This window comes from Picosynechococcus sp. NKBG042902, assembly GCF_963864045.1.
Taxonomy (GTDB): domain Bacteria; phylum Cyanobacteriota; class Cyanobacteriia; order Cyanobacteriales; family MRBY01; genus MRBY01.
The window spans coordinates 1-1,902 of record NZ_CAWLTV010000018.1 but is presented as its reverse complement, the minus strand read 5'-3'; the positions used below and the strand labels follow the sequence as shown (position 1 = coordinate 1,902).

The 1,902-nt window shown below is 42.2% G+C and carries 2 protein-coding genes; both read right to left on the bottom strand.

Annotated features, from left to right (window positions below):
• The coding region (locus AACR41_RS00120; protein ID WP_030008346.1) for a hypothetical protein at nucleotides 1-558 on the bottom strand (558 nt) is incomplete at its 3' end.
• 95 nt (nucleotides 559-653) lie between these two features.
• Nucleotides 654-1,902, bottom strand: a 1,249-nt coding sequence (locus AACR41_RS00115) for a DUF262 domain-containing protein (protein ID WP_030008345.1), incomplete at its 5' end; no start/stop codon positions are given.

Sequence of the window (1,902 nt, the reverse complement as noted above, 5' to 3'; positions counted from 1 at the left end):
GGTGAGGGAAGCATAAACTTCACACTCATCGGTGTTATCGTCCTGGAACATAACCTCGCCAGCAAAACGGTCAGGATGTTTGAAATAGGCAATGAGCTTGAGCTGATAGTCCAGGTTCCACCAAATGAACACCGGCAGTAATTCTTCATCGGGGACATAGAAGCCAAAAGTATCCATCGCTTCATCGGCAACTTCTTCCCCAACGATGTCCGCACCGGCAAAGGCGATATTGGTTTCGGACAATTGGCGGGATAAGGCAAATAACTGATCTAGGGCTTGCCAATCAGCCTCACTTGCTTCCTGGGTTAAGGCGTGCCATTGGGTTTGGTCGGGATCAAGGAGGGGCAAAAACAAAGGTAGAACCCGGTGACTGGAGAAGTTTTTCCCGGATTGGGTTTGGGTGATTACCATTTCAAGGTACCACCCCCGTCGCTGCTCTCGAAAGAGAACCTTGATCTCAAATTTGTCTTCACTCTGTTCGGTATCCCAGTCAATAACTTCAACGGGTTCACCGTAGACAGTTTGACAAATGTCAGCAAGTGGAAGGGTTTCAGCCATGGCGATCGCTCATCAATCATTTGCTGTCATTATCCAACATCCTTGGCAGAGCTTGGATCAAATTACCCAACAACACCTTTTCTCTGACAGTCAGCCTATTTGAGCTCCCAGAGACTGGTCAAGGTTGCAAGATATTCTTTCTGATTTTTTTCAACAACATCTAATGTCCAGGCGGATGTGTTCAAAACGCGACTGGTTAAGGGAAAAGTGACTGTATTGGATTTAAAGTATTTATCCTTTTTTTCCTCAAATGAAAAGTTCTGCGCTTCAGAGTTTTTCTTTTTCGATAAAAGAACTAGATTGCCCAAACGATGCACCCACTCTTGATGATCTTCACTAGACCAATCTCCCCAACAGCCTGCCTTGGGATTTTGAGGTAGAACATGTTCAATCGTAATCTGCTTCACATCAAAGCTTGGACTTAAATGACCTTCTGCTAATTCAGAATCGAGACGGAGTAAGACATATCTGCGAATTTGAGATGACAGGTAAAGCTCACCATCTAAAATTTTGATAATATCTTTTCTGTCCGCATCACTGACAGCATTGACTGCTGCTTCAATCGCGGCTTCTACTCCTTGATCGATAGCCTCCAAGACCCGCTTGTAGGTTTGAGCCCGTTCATTGATATTACGCCGGAGAATCATTAAGCTTGCCGCCAAACGTTCCAAAGCTCTAAAGAAATCATAAATTTCCTCAGCTTTGTTAGGATATTTCACTAAAAAATGAATTGCTGGTGGCACCCAGTCAGAATTATCAATGCGGCCTAGCCAAGCAAAAAGTTGATTGACTTTCTTCTGAAGATCTTGATTGTCGGCACTAAACAAACCCCGATTGATGATTTCAAAGTTATCAGAGTAGGGTTTGAGATCCTCGTCAATAAATTGTTCGGGAGCTTCAATGGGTTTAATGCGTTCTCGATATTCAGAGATAATATTCTTTCGTGGTCTCTCGCGCAGTTTAACCCGATGAATGTGGGTGAAAAGCATATTGAAGTCTACGCGACCTAAGTCGCTTTCTTCTCCATCCCAAATTTTTCGATATTTCTCCCGTTGTTGAGAGTCTTTAATGGCACCCAGAATTTCCGCTTTGAGGATATCACAGGGTTCAAGATCTAGGCCACGAGTATTGAGTGTTGAAAAAATACGGTAAGCTGTATCAAAGTCTCGAGTAGATACGGTGACTAAGTAACAGTATTTAAGTACATTTTTAAAAATATGAATTACCCAGTCTTTCAAATCAACATTTTTAGGACACTGCTCTTGAATCTCATTGATGAATAATTTTGCATTTTTCTGCAATAATTTTTGACTTTCAGTTTTAAAGTCAGTATCTTTAGTCAAT